The organism is Clostridium sp., assembly GCF_029258205.1.
Lineage (GTDB): Bacteria > Bacillota > Clostridia > Clostridiales > Clostridiaceae > Sarcina.
Window position 1 is genome coordinate 55,319 of record NZ_JARHZJ010000015.1, and the last position, 18,836, is coordinate 74,154.

An 18,836-nucleotide genomic window follows, 5' to 3' on the forward strand; every position below is an offset into this window, starting at 1 on the left:
CTGGTATATATGAATAATAATTTTCAAATAATAAGAAATAAGGATTTTATATAAAATGAGGTGAAAGTATGGAAATAAGTAATAATAAGGGATATGGAAAACTTAAAACTGCAATAATGTGTTATCCTTGTAATTTTAAAGTTAAGGGTAATGTACAAATAAATTACCCTTTAATGTATGAACAATACAATGAATTTATAAATTTAATTAGTAGAGAAGGGGTTAAAGTTCAATTTTTAGACCCCATATATGGAGAGAATCAAGTTTTTACAAGGGATGTAGGTTTTGTTATAGGTGATAGATTATTTATTTCTAAGATTAGCAATAAAGAGAGAATAGAAGAGACTAAAGCTTTAGAAAAGTACATAAAAAATTATAACTTAAAAGTATGTAAGATGAAGAATAACATAGAAGGTGGAGATGTAATATTATACGAAAATTATATTTTTATAGGATTAAGTAAAAGAACTACCTCAGAAGCAATTAAGGAACTAAAAGAATATATAAATGAATATAATATGGGATATGAAATTGTAGAAATAAATTTTAATAAGGAAAAAATGCTTCATCTAGATTGCGTTTTTAACATATTAGGTAAAGATCAGTGCATAATTAGTAATTATTTATATGATAAAGAAAAAATTAAAAAAAGAATAAAAACTTGTTATAACATTGATCAAAAGACATCTGAGGAACTAGGAACTAATATATTATCCTTAGGTGAAATGAGAATAGTTACTTCAAATAAAACAGTATTTAATATATTGAAAAATGCTGATTTTAAAGTATTTTATTTAGATTATTCAGAAATATTAAAAGCTGGCGGAGGATTTACATGTAGCACTTTATATTTTTATATTGAATAATTTTATATTTATTCGCACTTATTTCTTATTAAAAATGATGTTATTATGATATAGTGTTTTTATCTAATCATTTCTTGGTAAATTAGATGAATTTTTAAAAAACAAAATATATAAATTAGGGGGAGATTTTTTGTTTGGACTTTCACCAATGTATTTTGGAGTTTATTTCTTTGTTATAGTTTTTATTATATTAGGAGTAACTTTATTTCTAAAAAAGAAGCTAGTAGGTAAAGATAGAGAATTTTATAAGGTATTATTAGTTTTATGTATTCCAATAATAATTCAAAACTTTATATCAACTTCTGTAAATGTAATTGACACAGTTATGATAAGTAGTTTAGGTGAAGAATCAATAGCAGCTGTTGGAGTGGCTAATCAGGTATTTTTCTTATTTAACATGGGATTAATAGGTTTAACAGGAGCTACAGGGCTTTTTATATCTCAATTTTATGGGAGTAATGATAGAAAAAGTATAAAGAAAGTTATGGGACTAAGTACTATTTTATGTGTAGGATTTAGTTTTATATTCTTTGTTTTAGCATTTTTCTTTCCAGAGCTTATAATAGGAATTTTTTCTACTGACTCAAAAGTTGTTGAACTTTGTAAAAATTATTTAGTTATTATAGCTATTTCATATCCTTTAACAGCTTTGAGCATGGTAATAAGTACAGGGGCTAGGGCTGTGAGAAATCCTAAGTTAGGTATGTTTTGTAGTGGAGCTTCTCTTATTATAAATATTATATTTAATTATTGCTTAATATTTGGAATAGGTATATTTCCAGAGTTAGGTGTTAAAGGAGCATCTATCTCTACAGTATTTGCAAGAATAATAGAATGTTTATTATTAGTTGGATATGTTATTTTAAAAGATAAAGATTATATAATTAAGTTTAATATAAATGATATTAAAGGAATAAATAAAGACTTTTTCAAAGTATATATGTCTAAGGGAATGCCTATATTTATAAATGACTTTGCTTGGGCCATTGGATCAGTTTCATACTCTGTAGCTTATGCAATGGTTGGGACATCAGCAATAGCAGCAAGTCAGATTGCGACTAGTACAGCTAATCTATTTATAATGTTAGCTATGTGTATAGCTACTGGAGCAGCTATTATGCTTGGAAATGAGCTTGGTGCAGATAATACTGATAGAGCTATAGGCTATGCTAATAAGTTTTCTAAGATAGTCTTTATTGTGGGAAGTATTTTAGGAGGAATGTTAATATTAAGTATTCCAATATTATTAAAAATTTATAGTACATCTTCAACTATGGCTGGAGATTTAAGTAAAATTTTTGTGATAATGGGACTTCTAATGGGTCTAAAATCATTTAATATTCTGGTGATTGTAGGAATATTAAGAAGTGGGGGAGATACAAAGTATGCCTTTGCACTAGAGTTTGGGTGTATGTGGCTTGTATCAATACCATTAACATTCTTTGGCGCAATAAATGAATTCCCAATATATATGTTAGTATTATTTACTTATTCAGAAGAAATAGTTAAAGCCATCTTTGGATTGCCTAGAGTTTTATCAAAGGTTTGGGTAGTTAATTTAACTAAAGATATAGAAATAAGTTGATAATAATATTTTAAAATAGAAAGTATATTAATTTATTTAAGTGGGTTACATTCATATTAAGTGAGTGTAGCCTTTTTTTATATTTTTATTATTCATTGCTAAAAGATAACTAGCAAGTTTATTTTCAAGTTGATGGTAATAGCTAGGGAACTTGTTATAGAGCATTTTGCAAGTTTGTTTTAAAGGTTTTTAGTTATGTCATAAGAAGATTAAGATCTTTAAAGGCTATTAAATTTAAAGCTTTTATGGGAATAGTTATACAAAGGCTAGATTTTAATGCTTTAACATTATATTTTGATCTTATTTTAGATATTACTTCTAAATCACCTATTAATTGAATAGGTTCATATTATAAAAAACAAATTGACATATAAATAAGAGAGAATTAAAATATTATTATACGAACTTATGTTTGGTTTTGAAGAGGGCGATAAGGGTTAGAATATAGTGAAATTACTTAAATAATTTTGAGTGGAAAATTAAGTAGACTTTTTAGATAATACATTAATTTCAGAGGCATAATAATATTTGAAGTTATTTAGATTTACGTAATGTTATTACTATAAACTAAACATTTATAAGTAGTACAGTAATCAAAAAGTAAGATAGATATTAAAGAGAATATACAAAACTTTTAAGGAAATATAAAATTTAAAAATAAAATAGAAGGGAGAAGCTACTAGTCAAAATATTCAAAAGTAAGTAGTGAAAGCAGAAAATCTTCATGGAAGATTAGTTAATACAACAACTGATTATATAGAGAAGGAATTTTTTTAATATGAATATCTTTGACCAGAGTTTTAGTAGCAGAGTTTTATGAAGGATAAGATAATAGTAAAAGGAGCAAAAGTACATAATTTAAAAAATGTAAGCTTAGAAATTCCTAGAGATAAGCTTATTGTTTTTACAGGACTTTCAGGTTCGGGTAAAAGTTCTCTAGCTTTTGATACAATTTATGCAGAAGGACAAAGAAGATATGTGGAATCTTTATCATCTTATGCAAGACAATTTTTAGGACAAATGGATAAACCAGATGTGGAGTCGATTGAAGGGCTTTCACCTGCTATATCTATTGATCAAAAGACAACTTCCAGAAATCCAAGATCTACTGTAGGTACAGTAACAGAAATATATGATTATTTAAGATTGTTATATGCTAGAGTTGGAGTTCCACATTGTCCTAAGTGTGGAAAAGAAATAACTCAGCAATCTGTGGATCAAATAGTAGATCAAATTATGGAATTGCCAGATAGAAGTAAAATAATGATCTTAGCTCCAATAATAAGAGGAAGAAAAGGAACTCATGAAAAAGTTCTTGAAAATATAAAGAAGCAGGGTTTTGTTAGAGCTAGAATAGATGGAGAAATTTATGATTTAACAGAAGATGAAGTAAAACTTGAAAAGAATATAAAGCATAATATAGAAGCTGTAGTTGATAGAATAATTGTTAAAGATGGAATTGAAGGAAGATTAACAGATTCTATAGAAACATCTCTTAAAATGGCTGAAGGATTAGTTTTAGTGAATATAATAGGGGAAGAAGACAGGCTTTATAGCGAGCATTTTGCTTGTGCTGATTGTGGTATAAGTATAGATGAACTTGCTCCAAGAATGTTCTCATTTAACTCACCTTTTGGAAAATGTGAAAGATGTGATGGATTAGGAACTTTAATGGAAATTGATGAGAATTTAGTTGTTCCTAATAAGGATTTAAGCATAAGAGGAGGAGCTATTTCTACTTGGGGAGACTCAAGGATGAAGGAAGAATCTTGGACTTATTGTGTTCTTAAAGCTTTAATGGAAAAGTACAACTTTGATTTAGATACTCCATATAAAGATTTACCTAAAAAGGTTCAAGAGGTTTTAATGTATGGAGAACCAGAAAAATTAAAGGTTACATATACTAAAGAAAATGTAACAGCTGTTTATAATCATTCCTTTGAAGGAGAAATAAACAGTTTAAGAAGAAGATATATGGAAACTAACTCAGATTCAATGAAGGCTGAAATAGAAAAATATATGAGTGATAATCCATGTCCTAAATGTAAGGGAGCAAGGCTTAAACCAGAGGCTTTAGCTGTTACTGTAGGAGGAAAAAATATATTTGAATTTACAAAAATGGCTATAAGAGAAGAGTTAGATTTTATAAACTCAATAAATTTCTCAGAAAAAGATAAGATAATAAGCAGTCAAATCATAAAAGAAATTCAATCTAGATTAAGTTTCTTAATAAATGTTGGTTTAGATTATTTAGATTTAGCTAGAAAAGCAGGAACTTTATCAGGTGGAGAAGCTCAAAGAATAAGACTAGCTACTCAAATAGGTTCTCAACTTATGGGAGTATTATACATTTTGGATGAACCTTCAATAGGTCTACATCAAAGAGATAATGATAGACTTATATCTACATTAAAGCAGCTTAGGGATGTGGGAAATACCCTTATAGTAGTAGAGCATGATGAAGATACTATGAGAGAAGCAGATTATATAGTTGATATAGGCCCAGGTGCAGGAGAACATGGTGGAGAAATAGTTGCCGCTGGAACTTTAGATGAAATAATGTCAAATAAAAATTCATTAACAGGGCAATATTTAACTGGGTCTAAAAAGGTTGAGATTCCAGAGGAAAGAAGAAAAGGCAATGGAAATTTCATAACAGTTAAGGGTGCTAAGGAAAATAACTTAAAAAATGTTACTGCTAAATTCCCTTTAGGAACTCTAACCATGGTTACTGGAGTTTCAGGATCAGGAAAGAGTACTTTAGTTAATGAAATTCTTTATAAAGGATTAAATAAAATAGTAAATAAAGCTAAGGATTTACCAGGTAAATTTAAAGAGATAACAGGATATGAAAATATTGATAAGATTATTGACATAGATCAAAGTCCTATAGGAAGAACTCCAAGAAGTAACCCAGCTACATATACTGGAACCTTTGATATAATAAGAGAGCTGTTTTCACAAACTCAAGAAGCTAAAATGAGAGGATATAAACCAGGAAGATTTTCTTTCAATGTAAAGGGAGGAAGATGTGAGGCTTGTAGTGGAGATGGAATAATAAAGATAGAAATGCAGTTTTTATCTGATGTTTATGTTCCATGTGAAGTTTGTAAGGGAAAAAGATATAATAGAGAGACTTTAGAAGTTAAGTATAAAGGAAAAAATATATCTGATGTGTTAAATATGACTGTTGAGGAAGCTTTAGAATTCTTTGAAAATATTCCAAGAATAAAAAATAAGCTACAAACCTTAATGGATGTTGGTTTAGGATATATAAGATTAGGTCAACCTTCAACTCAATTATCAGGTGGAGAGGCTCAAAGAATTAAATTAGCATATGAATTATCTAAGAGAAGCACAGGAAAAACATTATATATATTAGATGAACCTACAACAGGTCTTCATATACATGATGTAAATAGACTTGTAAAAATACTTCAAAGATTAGTTGATGGAGGAAATACAGTAATAGTAATAGAGCATAATTTAGACATGATTAAATGTGCAGATTATATAGTTGACTTAGGGCCAGAAGGTGGAGATAAAGGTGGAACTATTGTTGCTACAGGAACTCCTGAAAAAATAGCTGGAGTTGAAGAATCATATACAGGTAAATATTTAAAGAAATATCTTTAATAAAGGAATATAATTTTAAGAAGTAAATATATTATTTAAGAATAGATTATTTTAAATAGCTATCAGAATTTATGGCTATAAATTCTGATAGCTATATTTTATTCACAGATATTAGATTAAGTTAAAGATTATAAAATTAAAATGATTTTAGGAAAATATAAATTAAAATATAAATATCATAATTTACGCTTTTTTAGATGATATAATAGTTAAGAGTTTTAATTATGATTATGAAATTGTAATCTTTTATTGTATAATCAAGTTATTAAATAAAGTAAAATATAAAATAAATATAAAATATGTAGAGGTGAAGTGATGTTTTCGAAACTAATGACATGGGTTTTTGGAATAATATTTATAGTAATACTGTATTCCATAATTTATTATGCATTAAAGATAATGTATAAAGATGTTAAAGGCGGGAAAAAGAAGAAAGCCCCTGGAAAGAAAGCACATGGATTAGAAGTTTTAAAGACAATCTCTAATGGAACTTTAGGCATTGGCTCGGTTATACCAGTGACGAGCACTATATCCATTGGAAGAAGAGAAGATAATTCAATTGTGCTAAATGATCAGTTTGTATCATCATATCATGCTAAAATTTATGTTAAAAACAATGATTTTTATTTAGAAGATTTAGCAAGTACAAATGGTACATTTATAAATGACTCAAAAGTAGAGGGAAGAGTAAGATTAAAAGTAAATGATCAAATAAGAATGGGAAGCACCGTATTTAAGGTTATAGGATAGAAGAGGTGATAATATGAATACTACTTTAAAGTATGAAAAAAGGATGTTGCTATTAGTCTATCTTTTATGCTTAGCCTTATTTACAAATATAGCTGTTAAGCAGACACCCATAGACAAAATGGCTTTTATAATAGCAGGTATATTAATAATTATTATTGGATTTTCACATTTTATAATAAGAAAATTCTATCCAGATGGAGATAAGTATATGCTTATCTTCGCATCGGTTTTAGCTGTAGTTGGAATAGCGATTCTTTATAGATTAGATCCTAAATTAGCAATTAAGCAATTAGTTTGGTTTAGTTTAGGAATAGCCCTTTATATGGGAATTGTAATAGTTATGCCAGATTTAAAAAGTTTTGCAAAATATAAATATATTTATATGGGTGGTACTTTAATTTTTATGGCTATGGCTATGGTTATAGGTAAAACAGTAAATGGTGCAAAAAACTGGGTCTTCATAGGTGGCTTTGGTTTTCAGCCTTCTGAAATAGGTAAAATATTTTTAATACTTTATCTAGCATCCGCTTTGATGAATTATGAAAAAAAGAATAATATAAAAGATGAATTTAAACAGCTTTTAGAGCCTGCATTAGTTGTAATGTATTCTTTAGGGTTTATGGTTTTACAAAAAGACTTAGGATCAGCTTTAATGTTCTTCTTTGTATCTATAACTATGCTTTATATAGCTACTTGTAATTGGAAGTATGTTGCTACTGGATTAGCATTATTTTCATTAGGTGGAACAGTAAGTTATTTCTTGTTTAGCCATGTTAAAAAAAGAGTAATGATTTGGAAAGATGTTTGGAAATATGCTAATAATGAAAGTTATCAGATAGTTCAAGGATTTTATGCAATGTCTTTAGGGGGTATGTTTGGAGTTGGACTTTATAATGGTTATCCTAAATTAGTACCATTTAGATCTACTGACTTCATATTTACATTAATAGCGCAAGAGTTAGGTCTTGTCTTTGGCATAGGATTACTATTATTATATTTCTTATTATTCTATAGAGGAATAAGAGCGGCATTAAATACAGATGATCCATTTTCACAATTAAATGCTGTTGGATTTAGTACACTTATAGTTGCTCAAGTTTTAGTAATTATAGGAGGAGTATTCGCAGTAATACCATTAACAGGTATAACACTACCTTTAGTTAGTTATGGTGGAACATCTATGCTTACAGTGTTCATCGCCTTAGGAATACTTCAGAAAATTTCAGAGGAGGGACTAAGATAGATGGCAAGGAAAAAAGATTTATCAGGAAGTATAAAAAAAGTTATGTTCGTCTATTTAGTGCTATTAGTAGGACTTATAAGCTATATAACTTACTTCCAATTAATAAAAGTGCCAAAGATTGCTAATATGGATAGTAACTCTGCTGTTATGGCTGCTCAGAATGAGGTCATAAGAGGAGAAATAAAAGATAGAGATGGAAATGTTCTAGCTAAAAGTACTAAAAGTGGTGATTTGACTCAAAAAAGAGAATATCCTTATGGAGAAATATATTCTCATCCAATTGGATATGCTAGTGGAATATATGGAAACGCAGGATTAGAAGGAGCATATTCAAAAGAGTTAACTACTTATGAGAATGTATCATTAAAAGCTTTCTTAAAATCATTTAACTTCAAAAAAGATTTTAAGGAAAGAAATGAAAGTGACAAAAAAGTAGGAAATAGTATTGTAACAACTTTAGACACCAGCTTACAGAAGGCAGCTTATGCTGCCTTAGGAGCTAATAGAGGATCAGTAGTTGCATTAGATCCTAAGACGGGGGCTGTTTTAGCTAGTGTTTCAAAACCAGGATTTAATCCTAACAATATGAAAGAAACATATGAAATTGCTAATAATCCTAATGGGAATTCTAAAGATGCTATATTAGTAGATAGAGCTTTAAATGGACAATATCCTCCAGGATCAACATTTAAGGTAGTAACTTTAACATCTGCTTTAGAAAATCTTTCAGGTGTAACTCAAAGAACCTTCAATGATAATGGTTCTATAAATGTTGGTACAAAAGATTTACCAAATGAGAATGGAACTGCATATGGAAATATAAGTTTAAGAAAAGCTTTATCAGTTTCAAGTAACGTAGTTTTTGGAGGAATTCTTGGAGAAGAGCTTGGAAATAAAAACTTAAGAGAAACAGCAGAAAAGTATGGCTTTAATAAAGAATTATATTTAGGAAATCTTAAAGCTTATTCTGGAAGTTTTCCAAATAGAAAAACAGCTGATAAAGGGCTTATAGCTTATGATGCTATAGGCCAAGGAGATGTTTTAGCTAGTCCACTTGAGATGGCAATGGTTGCAGCAACAGTGGCTAATAATGGAGTTAGAATGGAACCTTATATAGTTAGTAAAGTTGTTGATAAAGATGGAGATACTGTAAAAGAGTTTAGCTCAACTAAAAAAGATACGGTTATGAGTAAAGAACAAGCTCAAATAATAAATGAATATATGCAAGGTGTTACAAAAGATAGAATAAATAATAACTGGGGATATTTTAAAGGAATGAATGTAGCAGCTAAAACTGGTACAGCGCAGGTTCCAGATGGAAATTCTCATGCATGGTTAATAGCTTTTGCACCAGCTGATGATCCTAAAATAGCTGTTGCAACAATAGTTGAAAATGGTGGTTCAGGTTCAAAGGTGGCAGCGCCTGTTACAGCTAGAGTAATGCAAGCATATTTTAATAAATAATTATAGAATATAACTAAATACTTAATAAAAAAATAATCGCCCTAAAATTACTATTAAAATAGTATGTTAGGGCGTATTAATTTATAGTGATTTTACATAAATGTTATTTAATTTATGAAAATAAGTTTTATAATAAAAGATGCGAGGTGATAATGATGTTTGATTTTCAACACCAATTGAAGATATTACCTGATAAACCAGGAGTTTATATAATGAAAAATTCTCTTGGAGAAGTTATTTATGTAGGAAAAGCAAAAATATTAAAAAATAGAGTAAGGCAATATTTTCAAAACTCTAAGAATCACTCTGAAAAAGTTAGAGCTATGGTTAAGAATATAGCTGAATTTGAGTACATAGTTACTGATTCTGAAATGGAAGCATTAATTTTAGAATGTAATCTTATTAAGAAATACAGCCCAAGATATAACATAGCCTTAAAGGATGATAAGTTTTATCCTTTTATAAAAATAACTACTAATGAGGATTTTCCAAGGGTTTACGTTACAAGAAACTTTGCTAAGGATGGAAATAGATATTTTGGTCCATACACTAATGGGACAGCCGTTTATGAAGTTATGGGACTTATTAAAAAATTATTTCCATTAAGAACATGTAAAAAGGCTATTTTGGAAGGTGGAGAACCTACAAGGGCATGTTTGAATTATCATATTAATCTCTGTAAGGCGCCTTGTGCTGGATATATATCTAAATCTGAGTACTGGGAAATGATAGATGAAATTATAAATATTTTAAATGGTACAGATACATCAATAATAAAAAAATTAAAATTAGAAATGGAAAAAGCTGCAGAAGGATTAGAGTTTGAAAAAGCAGCTAAAATTAGAGATAGAATTTTGGCTATAGAATTGATTAGTGAAAAGCAAAAAATGTTTACTGTAAAAGATGGCGATGAAGATTTTATAGACTTATATACTGATGAAAAAGATGGATGTGCCCAAATTTTCTTTGTTAGAGAAGGAAAAGTTACGGGTAGAGAGCACTTTATGATTGAAAATATTAGTGATGATCCAGTTAAAGAAGTAATAAGTTCATTCATAGCATCTTTTTATGGAGGAACTGCACAAATACCAAAGACTATTTATGTACCAGAGGAAATAGAAGATCAAGAGCTTATAGAAAAGTTTCTTACAGAAAAAAGAGGATCAAAGGTTTGGATAAAAGTCCCTAAGAAGGGGGATAAAAAGAATCTTTTAGATATGGTTAAAAATAATGCTAAGATAATGCTTGATCAATTTAAAGAAAAAATGATTGAGGAAAAAGAGTTAAACAAATCTGCCTTAACTGAACTAGCTGATGTTTTAGGATTGGATTCTTTGCCTTCTAGAATAGAGGCTTATGACATATCAAATATACAAGGTGTAGATTCAGTGGGAACTATGGTAGTATTTGAAAATGGAAAAGCTAAAAATTCAGATTATAGGAGATTTAAGATAAAAAGTGTTAAAGGTCCTAATGATTATGAAAGCATGAGAGAAATATTAAGTAGAAGATTTGCACATGGATTAGAGGAAGTAAATAAAATAAAAGAGAGAAATTTAGAATACTCAAAGGGTAAGTTTTGTATCTTTCCAGACTTGATAATGATGGATGGAGGAAAAGGGCAAGTAAATATAGCCTTAGAGGTTCTAAAGGATTTTGGTATAGAGATTCCTGTGTGTGGTCTTGTTAAAGACGATAAGCATAGAACTAGGGGTATTATATTCAACAATGAGGAAATCCTTGTTAGAAGGGGATCTGGGCTTATGAATATGATAACTAGAATTCAAGATGAGGTTCATAGATATGCAATAACATATCATAGGAGCTTAAGAGATAAAAGAACATTACATTCTATATTAGAAGATATACCTAGAATTGGTGAAAAGAGAAGGAGAAATCTTCTTATAAAGTTTGGAAGTATAGATAATATTAAAAAGGCATCTATTGAGGAATTGTTAGATACGCCAGGAATAGATAGAAAAGCAGCAGAAAGTATAAAAAAATATTTTTCAAGCTAATTTTATTAACAGAAATTGACTTAGAATAATATATATAATATTATATCATAGAAAAATAAAAAAGTTTGTACTAAATATTGAAAATATGTCAAGAATTAATTTATACTATTAAATTAGGATATTAAATTTAAAATTGAGGAGTTTGGGTATGAATCAATACATGGAGTTTTATAAATTATTAGGTGAATTTTATAATGAAGAAGATATTACTGTAGATTCTCCAATGAGCGAACATATTTATTTTAGAGTAGGTGGACCAGCAGATATACTAGTAACTCCTGTTAATGAAGAACAAGTAGTTAATACTTTAAAACTTTGTAGGGAATATAATGTGCCTTATTTTATATTAGGTAATGGCTCTAATATTTTAGTTAAAGATGGTGGCATTTCTGGAGTTGTAATTAAATTTAATAAGTTAAATAAAATTATAACAGAGGGAAATTGCGTAACGGCTCAAAGTGGAGCTTTATTAAAAGATGTATCAAAGGCTGCTTTAGAAAATAACTTAAGAGGCTTTGAATTTGCATGTGGAATACCAGGAAGCATAGGAGGCGCAGTATTTATGAATGCTGGAGCTTATGATGGAGAAATGGCATATGTAATAAAATCAGCTAGAGTAATTGATGAAAATTGTAATATTAAAAATTTAACTAAAGAAGAATTAGAGCTTGGTTATAGAAGTTCAATAGTTATGAAAAAGGGATATGTAGTTATAGAGGCTACAGTTGAACTAGAAAGCGGAGAGTATGCTAGTATAAAAGATAAGATTGATGATCTTACAAACAGAAGAGAGAGTAAACAACCTTTAGAATATCCATCAGCAGGTAGTACATTTAAGAGACCAGAAGGATATTTTGCAGGAAAACTTATTCAAGATTCAGGGTTAAAAGGTTTCTCAATTGGAGGAGCTGCTGTTTCAGAAAAGCATTCAGGTTTTGTAATAAACAAAGGTGGAGCTACAGCTAAGGATGTTTTAGATGTTATAGCTTATGTTCAAAAAACAGTTAAAGAAAATTTTGATGTTGAACTTCATACTGAAGTGAGAATAATTGGTAGAGATTAATGAGAAAGAGTATGCGTATGCATACTCTTTTTTAGTGATTTTTTAATATAAAAATTACTTATGTGGAAAATAGAAAAATATATAAAATTAGACGATTATAAAATAAGTAATAATTGAATTATTTTATGTTATAATTTATTTAAGAAATTAGTTTGTTTGCTTTAATTACTAAGTGATTAAAGCATTTATTATGTTTTGAAGTTATTAAATAGATTATAGATTTGGGAGATGATAATATGAGATTTGTAATAGTTACAGGACTTTCGGGAGCTGGAAAAACAGAAGCAACAAGAAGTTTAGAAGATTTAGGATATTTTTGTGTAGATAACTTACCTCCAAAGTTAATACCTAAGTTTGCAGAAGCTTGTGTTCAAAGTGAAGGAAAAATAGATAAAATAGCTTTAGTAATAGATATAAGAGGCGGAATATTCTTTGATGATTTATTTGAAAGCATAGAGTATTTAAAGGCTAATAATTTTAATTATGAAATTTTATTTTTAGAAGCTTCTGATGAGGTTTTAGTTAAAAGATTTAAAGAAACAAGAAGAAGCCATCCACTTTCACCAGATGGAAGAATAATAACTGGTATAAGTGAGGAAAGAATGAGACTTAGAGAACTTAAGGATAGAGCTGATAATATAATAGATACTTCAAATTATCCTATAAAAAATTTAAGAGAAAAGATAAACCTTTTATATGGAGATGGTAAACCAGCTGAGCAAAACCTTTCAATAACTATTTTATCTTTTGGATTTAAGTATGGTATTCCATCAGATTCAGATTTAGTTTTTGATGTTAGATTTATACCAAATCCATTTTATATTCCAGAGTTAAAGCCTTTTTCAGGTGAGGACGAACCAGTTAAAAATTATGTTCTTGCGCAAGAAGAAACAAAGGGATTTTTATCAAGACTTTCAGATATGGCAGAATTCTTAATTCCTAACTATATAAAAGAGGGAAAGAGACAACTTATTATTTCTATTGGATGCACAGGAGGAAGACATAGATCAGTAGCCATAGCTAACGCTTTATATAAAGAACTTCTAGCTAAAAATTTCCATGTTAGTTTAGAACATAGAGATATTAATGAGGACATAAACAGGGGAGATAGAAAACTATGATGATGAAAAAAATGCTTAAGCCTGGTATCAGAGTTAAAAGATACATATTTTTGGCTTTGGCATCTATAATTACTATGGCTGTTGCTATTGCAAAATTAATTGATGAGAGGCATGTAACAACCATTCAAGATAAAGCTATATTTATAATATTAATAATTTTTTCAGGGTTAGTAGGGTATAAATCAGTAGTTTGGTGCGTTAAGTCAGTAGTTTCACTAGTTAATAAAGGATATATAAATTTGTCTATTGAAGAGGATGATTTGGAAGATTTAATAGAAGATGATAGGCTTTTAATTAAAGGGCCTAAGATTGTTGTTATAGGCGGTGGGACTGGCCTTTCAACTATGCTTAGAGGATTAAAATATTATACATCTAATATAACAGCCATAGTAACAGTTGGAGATGATGGTGGTGGATCAGGTATATTAAGAGAAGACTTAGGTATATTACCTCCTGGAGATATAAGAAACTGCATTTTAGCATTAGCTAATACTGAGCCTTTGATGAATGAATTATTGCAATATAGATTTAATGATGGTAGATTAAAGGGCCAGAGTTTTGGTAATTTATTTTTAGCGGCTATGGATGGAATATCTGAAAATTTTGAGGATGCTGTTCAAAAAATGAGTTCTGTACTTGCCGTTAAGGGTGAAGTTTTACCTGTAACTTTAGAAAATATGGTTTTAGAAGCAGAACTTATGAATGGACACAGGGTAAGAGGGGAATCTCTAATAGGAGAGGAAGTAATAGACCAAAGTAGTCCAATAAAAAAATTGAAGATAATACCAGAGGATGCTAGGGCGTTAGGGAGGGCTTTAGAGGCCATAGAAGATGCTGATGCTATAGTTTTAGGACCAGGAAGTTTATATACTAGTGTATTACCTAATCTTTTGGTAAAAGATATAAGTAAAGCTATAAAGAAAAGTAAAGCATTTAAAATATATAATTGCAATATAATGACTCAACCAGGTGAAACTGATGGATTTAAGGTATCTGACCATGTTCAAGTTATATTAAATCATTGTGGAAAGGATATGTTAGACTGTATAATTGCAAACTCTAAAGATATTTCAGAAGAATTAAAAGAAAAGTATTTGGATAAAAATTCTGAACTTGTAGAACTTGATATTAATAAACTTAAAAAGATGGGACTTTGTGTTGTTGAAGGAGATTTAATTAAGATCAAGGGAGATTATGTAAGACATAATTCGGATTATTTAGCACAACTTCTCATTGAAACAGTAATGGAAAAGCATTTATTATATGATAGAAAGAAAATTTTAGAGTATATATATTTATCACAAAGAATTAAGAAAAGAGAAAGGTCAAATAGGAAGGAGCAGACATGTCATTTTCAGCAAAAGTAAAGGGAGAAATATGTAGATATATTGATATATCAAAAGAGGAAGCTCTTGCTCAAATATCAGCTATCATGAAAGTATGTGGTACACTTGCCTTTAGTGGTAGACAAATAAGCTTCAAAATGACAACAGAAAATCCTGCATCTGCAAGATTGATGTTTACTATATTAAAGGATTACTTTGACATACATTCAAAACTTATGGTTAAAAAAAGTAATTCCTTAAAGAAGAATAATATTTATATGGTTGTTGTAACCGAAGAAATGGGAGTAAAAAAATTACTTGAATTAACAGGCATATTAAGAGAAATAGATGGCATAATGTCACTAGACTATCATATAGATGATAACCTAGTTGATACAGAAGAGAAGAAAAAGGCTTATATTAGAGGAGCTTTTATTGGTGGAGGAAGTATAAGTAATCCAGAAAAAACTTACCATTTAGAGTTTGTTACTCATTCTCAAGAATATGCAGAAGATTTAGGAAAGTTAATTAATACTTTTGGATTAAAAGCTAAGGTAATACAAAGAAAAAATAGTTACATAGTTTATATAAAAGAGGGAGAACAAATAGTAGACTTATTAAATATAATAGGAGCTCATACTGCCCTTTTAGAACTTGAAAATATTAGAATCATGAAAGAGATGAGGAATAATGTAAATAGACTTGTAAACTGTGAAACTGCAAACCTTAGTAAGACTGTAAATGCAGCTGTTAGACAGGTTGAGAGCATAAAGCTTATAGAAAGAGAAATAGGTCTTGCAAGACTTCCTAAAAATTTAAGGGAAGTTGCAGAACTTAGATTAACTTATCCTGAGGAATCATTAAAAGAACTTGGTGAAATGCTTGAACCACCAGTTGGAAAATCAGGGATAAATCATAGATTAAGAAAAATTGAAAAAATAGCTGAAGAACTTAGAACAGGTAACTTCTAACAGATTTTTTAAAATCTTTTAAGTAATTATTTTAACAGCGAATATTAAATTTGCTGTTAAAAAACTTAAAAGTTTTTTTTTGCAAAAAATATCTACTAAATGGAATAATATTAATTTGTCTTAATGGGGAAGATAATTTTGAAAAAAATATTATTTTAAGTGGAGGTATTATTATGGCAAAGAATTTTAAAAAGACAAGTTGGATTTTAGTAGGAGTAATGATTTTTGGAATTATAGGTATTGTTGGATGTACAAAAAAGACTGAAGAAATGAAAGAGAACTCAGGGCTATCAGCAACTACTCCAGCAGAATATAAAATAATGCTAGAACAAAAAATAAAAACTTATATTGGAGATGAAAATTTAGGTGAAGAATATGATTTTTCAAAGGTAACAGAGGATACTAAGCAAGCAACTTATGAAGAATATGAAAAATATTATAAAAACTTAGATACTGAACTTACAAATCTAAAAAATGAACTTAACAGCAAGGTTTCTCAATCAGATGGAAAAGTTAATGATGCTAACAGAAAGATAGTTGAAAGCATAGATAATTTAAAAATGTCTATAAGTACTGTTAAAAGTGATTTAGATACTAACAGAAATAAGATATTAGCAATGCCTAAAGATGAGTTTATTAATTCAATGAAAGATATTGAAAAATCTGCATATGATGCTAGAGTTAAAGTTCAAGAATCTATAGATGAAGTAAAAAATATTTTAAAATAAAATTCTAAGCCTATATTAAAAGTTTATTTTTAATATAGGCTTAATTTAGTTTAAATAGTTAACTTAGCTAATAAAGTTCTAGTAAGAACAAATGAGTTTAAATTAATCTATTTCTATTATTTGATTATATAATATTTCAATATCATCATTTGAAATATATTCATATTCTAAAAGGTAATCAGTATCAGTGGTTAAGTCTGGTATAACATATGTTGTTATTGTATCTAGTATTCCTAGAACTTTTGTTTCATACTCATACATATTAAGTTTTGAATTAATATTTTCTTTTTTTATAATATTAAAATTATAAGAATCTATATCACCTGTTTTTCTTATTGATATATAAGTTTTCCCACCTTTAGTATCTATATTTTCTACAGATACTTTTCCAACTTTTTCAAAAGTTTTAGTTTCTCCTATTGATAAAGGCATAGCTTCTTTTGTAAGGTTATCTACATGGTGTTTACTTCTAGTTTTAGGAACTATATATAATTTCCCGGGAGTGTTAGGAAGTAAATAATTAATTTGACCTAAATTTTCATGCCAAAGTATAAAAGATAATTTGTTTTCTGGATTATTAAATTTTTCATCATAGTCAATAACTACGGAGGTAGGATATTTTTTCAATGAGGATATTAAAATTGAGTTTTCATTAGCCTTTATTTCTTTATTAATTTTAGTTTCTTTTACATTTAAATCCTTTATATCAAAAGAAAGATTTAAAGTATCGCTATTAACTGCAAGTATTTCAGAATCTGCAATTATGTTTGGAACACTGAATTTAATATTAAATTTTTCTGGTAATTTATTTCCACTATAAGGATTTATATAGAAAGTCATCATACCAGCAAAATTGTAATCATCTATAAATTCACCTTTTTCAAGGCTACCTTCATAGGAAATATCTTCATTATATTTAAAATTTGCTTGAAAGAAGTATTGTCCAGCTTTATTTAATTTTTCATTTCCTTTAATTTTAAAGAAAAATGTTGTTTCAATTCCATCATAATAAGCACTTTCTATTGTTAGGGTATAATTCTCATTACTAACTTGATAGTTTAGGTTTTGTGTATTTGTTTCGTAGCCAATTAGATTGAATTTATTGCTTAAAATTTCCACAACATCACCTAGGATATGAATATTCATTGCATATGTTGGAAGGTAAAGACAAACACTTAAAATACAAAAGATAAAAATAGCAGCTATTGGCCCTAAATGTCTAAAATTAAACTTATTTTTTTTAAGTTTTTTACATGTATAATCAACTTTAGACTTTAAAGAATCTGGTTCTTTTACTTTAGACTCCCTAGCCATTTCAAAAAGTTTTCTATCAAAATCATCTTTCATAAATATAGCCTCCTTAAATATTTTCCTTAAGAATTTCATATAAAGCTTCTTTAGCTCTAAAAAGCCTAGATTTTACAGTTCCTTCAGCTATATTTAGTGCCTCTGCAATATCTTTATAAGACATGTCCTCAAAGTAGAAAAGTATTGTTATTACTCTTAAATCTTCTTTTAAACATTTGATTGCATCATATAAATCTATATTTTTATAGTTTTCAGTTATATATAACTCAGAACTTAACTCCTTTGGAGTATTTTTATTTTTTTTATAGATTTTATTACACTCATTTATTAAAATTCTTATTAACCATGTTTTAAAATACCTTTCATCCTTTAGAGTATTAATTTTATTAAAGGATATTAAAATAGTAGTTTGAATAGCATCCTCAATATCTTCTTCAATTTTTAAAATTCCTTTAGCTACTCTATACATAGAAGTAAGATTTTCTTTTATTAATAGTTCAAAGTTTTGAGATAAGCTGTCTTTGGTTATTTTTTTGTATGAAACTCTATTGAATGAATTTTTATTAAAAAAGTTTATTAGCTCCAACATCATTCCTCCTTTTCAACTATTAGAGAGTAAATTATACAGAATTGTTCCATAAAAAAATTGGTGTTTTCATTTTATTTACAAACAATAAAAAGTTTTTAATATTATTTAAAAATTAATTGGTTTTAAGGTCTATTAAAAATTATTACGGTGATAATTTCACCAGATAAAT

General features: G+C 28.3%; 14 protein-coding genes. 12 read left to right on the top strand and 2 right to left on the bottom strand.

Features of this window, described 5'->3' with window-relative positions; genetic code table 11:
* The first annotated feature begins 68 nt into the window (after positions 1–68).
* The 12 genes from Q1J60_RS01925 (at position 69) to Q1J60_RS01980 (ending at position 16,770) form a co-directional block, all read left to right on the top strand.
* Positions 69–866 carry a dimethylarginine dimethylaminohydrolase family protein gene (locus tag Q1J60_RS01925; RefSeq protein WP_300257740.1) on the top strand — a complete coding sequence of 266 codons (798 nt, stop codon included), beginning with the start codon at positions 69–71 and terminating at the stop codon, positions 864–866.
* Between the two features lie 130 nt (positions 867–996).
* Complete coding sequence (locus Q1J60_RS01930; protein ID WP_300257743.1) at positions 997–2,451, top strand: MATE family efflux transporter; 1,455 nt, start codon at positions 997–999, stop codon at positions 2,449–2,451.
* An 816-nt stretch (positions 2,452–3,267) separates the two neighbouring features.
* On the top strand, positions 3,268–6,087 hold the full coding sequence (gene uvrA, locus Q1J60_RS01935) for an excinuclease ABC subunit UvrA (RefSeq protein ID WP_300257746.1): 2,820 nt from the start codon (positions 3,268–3,270) through the stop codon (positions 6,085–6,087).
* A 315-nt stretch (positions 6,088–6,402) separates the two neighbouring features.
* Positions 6,403–6,837, top strand: a complete 435-nt coding sequence (locus Q1J60_RS01940) for an FHA domain-containing protein (RefSeq protein ID WP_003473867.1) — start codon at positions 6,403–6,405, stop codon at positions 6,835–6,837.
* 13 nt (positions 6,838–6,850) lie between these two features.
* Positions 6,851–8,080, top strand: coding sequence for an FtsW/RodA/SpoVE family cell cycle protein (locus Q1J60_RS01945; RefSeq protein ID WP_300257749.1), 1,230 nt, complete (start codon positions 6,851–6,853; stop codon positions 8,078–8,080).
* On the top strand, positions 8,081–9,544 hold the full coding sequence (locus Q1J60_RS01950; protein ID WP_300257752.1) for a peptidoglycan D,D-transpeptidase FtsI family protein: 1,464 nt from the start codon (positions 8,081–8,083) through the stop codon (positions 9,542–9,544).
* A gap of 155 nt (positions 9,545–9,699) precedes the next feature.
* Positions 9,700–11,562: an excinuclease ABC subunit UvrC gene (gene uvrC / locus Q1J60_RS01955; protein WP_300257755.1), complete on the top strand. Its 1,863-nt coding sequence runs from the start codon at positions 9,700–9,702 to the stop codon at positions 11,560–11,562.
* Between the two features lie 148 nt (positions 11,563–11,710).
* Positions 11,711–12,625, top strand: a complete 915-nt coding sequence (murB, locus tag Q1J60_RS01960) for a UDP-N-acetylmuramate dehydrogenase (RefSeq protein WP_300257758.1) — start codon at positions 11,711–11,713, stop codon at positions 12,623–12,625.
* 236 nt (positions 12,626–12,861) lie between these two features.
* Positions 12,862–13,746: an RNase adapter RapZ gene (rapZ, locus tag Q1J60_RS01965; RefSeq protein WP_300257761.1), complete on the top strand. Its 885-nt coding sequence runs from the start codon at positions 12,862–12,864 to the stop codon at positions 13,744–13,746.
* Complete coding sequence (gene mgfK, locus Q1J60_RS01970) at positions 13,743–15,113, top strand: gluconeogenesis morphogenetic factor MgfK (RefSeq protein WP_300257764.1); 1,371 nt, start codon at positions 13,743–13,745, stop codon at positions 15,111–15,113. Before rapZ ends, mgfK begins: the two co-directional genes overlap by 4 nt.
* Positions 15,092–16,042 (top strand): DNA-binding protein WhiA, encoded by a 951-nt coding sequence (whiA, locus tag Q1J60_RS01975; protein ID WP_300257766.1) that lies wholly within the window; start codon positions 15,092–15,094, stop codon positions 16,040–16,042. The genes mgfK and whiA overlap by 22 nt, the downstream gene beginning before the upstream one ends.
* Positions 16,043–16,215: 173 nt before the next feature.
* Positions 16,216–16,770: a hypothetical protein gene (locus tag Q1J60_RS01980; protein WP_300257769.1), complete on the top strand. Its 555-nt coding sequence runs from the start codon at positions 16,216–16,218 to the stop codon at positions 16,768–16,770.
* Positions 16,771–16,872: 102 nt separating this feature from the next.
* Here Q1J60_RS01980 and Q1J60_RS01985 read toward each other — a convergent pair whose 3' ends face one another.
* On the bottom strand, positions 16,873–18,117 hold the full coding sequence (locus Q1J60_RS01985) for a DUF4179 domain-containing protein (protein WP_300257770.1): 1,245 nt from the start codon (positions 18,115–18,117) through the stop codon (positions 16,873–16,875).
* 13 nt (positions 18,118–18,130) lie between these two features.
* Positions 18,131–18,667 (bottom strand): RNA polymerase sigma factor, encoded by a 537-nt coding sequence (locus Q1J60_RS01990; RefSeq protein WP_300257773.1) that lies wholly within the window; start codon positions 18,665–18,667, stop codon positions 18,131–18,133.
* Positions 18,668–18,836 lie beyond the last annotated feature (169 nt).

Coding starts and splice junctions, on each gene's coding strand:
- Q1J60_RS01985 (WP_300257770.1), bottom strand. CDS start 18,117: ATGAAAGATGATTTTGATAGAAAACTTTTTGAAATGGCTAGGGAGTCT.
- Q1J60_RS01925 (WP_300257740.1), top strand. CDS start 69: ATGGAAATAAGTAATAATAAGGGATATGGAAAACTTAAAACTGCAATA.
- Q1J60_RS01980 (WP_300257769.1), top strand. CDS start 16,216: ATGGCAAAGAATTTTAAAAAGACAAGTTGGATTTTAGTAGGAGTAATG.
- mgfK (WP_300257764.1), top strand. CDS start 13,743: ATGATGATGAAAAAAATGCTTAAGCCTGGTATCAGAGTTAAAAGATAC.
- uvrC (WP_300257755.1), top strand. CDS start 9,700: ATGTTTGATTTTCAACACCAATTGAAGATATTACCTGATAAACCAGGA.
- Q1J60_RS01950 (WP_300257752.1), top strand. CDS start 8,081: ATGGCAAGGAAAAAAGATTTATCAGGAAGTATAAAAAAAGTTATGTTC.
- Q1J60_RS01990 (WP_300257773.1), bottom strand. CDS start 18,667: ATGTTGGAGCTAATAAACTTTTTTAATAAAAATTCATTCAATAGAGTT.
- murB (WP_300257758.1), top strand. CDS start 11,711: ATGAATCAATACATGGAGTTTTATAAATTATTAGGTGAATTTTATAAT.
- Q1J60_RS01940 (WP_003473867.1), top strand. CDS start 6,403: ATGTTTTCGAAACTAATGACATGGGTTTTTGGAATAATATTTATAGTA.
- whiA (WP_300257766.1), top strand. CDS start 15,092: ATGTCATTTTCAGCAAAAGTAAAGGGAGAAATATGTAGATATATTGAT.
- rapZ (WP_300257761.1), top strand. CDS start 12,862: ATGAGATTTGTAATAGTTACAGGACTTTCGGGAGCTGGAAAAACAGAA.
- uvrA (WP_300257746.1), top strand. CDS start 3,268: ATGAAGGATAAGATAATAGTAAAAGGAGCAAAAGTACATAATTTAAAA.
- Q1J60_RS01945 (WP_300257749.1), top strand. CDS start 6,851: ATGAATACTACTTTAAAGTATGAAAAAAGGATGTTGCTATTAGTCTAT.